Origin of the sequence: Methylosinus sp. KRF6 (assembly GCF_018887255.1) — a bacterium.
Taxonomy (GTDB): Bacteria; Pseudomonadota; Alphaproteobacteria; order Rhizobiales; family Beijerinckiaceae; genus Methylosinus; species Methylosinus sporium.
On sequence record NZ_JAHLJF010000058.1, the window covers coordinates 1 to 501 of the forward strand.

At 66.3% G+C, this 501-nt stretch carries 1 protein-coding gene; it reads left to right on the forward strand.

Annotation, left to right across the window (positions count from 1 at the left end; genetic code table 11):
• Positions 1–43: 43 nt before the first annotated feature.
• A partial coding sequence (locus KP010_RS22520) for a recombinase family protein (RefSeq protein ID WP_253204002.1) occupies positions 44–501 on the forward strand: 458 nt, incomplete at its 3' end.

The window sequence follows — 501 nt, forward strand, 5'->3', positions numbered from 1 at the left end:
GATCTACCGCTTGTATCTCGAAGGCGAGGCCGGCAAGGGGCCGATGGGCGTCAAGGAAGTGACCAAAACGCTCAACGGGCGCGGACTGAGAACGCGACTCGGCGCGCGCTTCGGCGTCGCGTCGGTCCACAAGGTCTTGACCAACCCGGTCTATGCGGGCCGGTGGCGCTTCAACCAGCGCGAGGCCAAAACCGGGAGAACCAAAGCCGAAAGTGAAGTCATCGAGATCGCCGTCCAGCCGATTATCGAAACGGCCGTCTTCGACAAGGCCCAGGCGAACCTGAAAGCCAGAGACCCGCGCGTCCTGCCGCCCCGCGTCGTCACCGGCCCCATTCTCCTTACCGGCCTCGCCGTCTGCGCTACTTGCGGCGGCGCGATGACGCTGCGCACCGGGACCTCGAAGAGCGGCAAGGTGCATCGCTATTACAGCTGCTCCACGGCCGCCCGCGTCGGCAAGACCGGCTGCAAGGGGCGCTCGATCCCGATGGACCGGCTCGACGG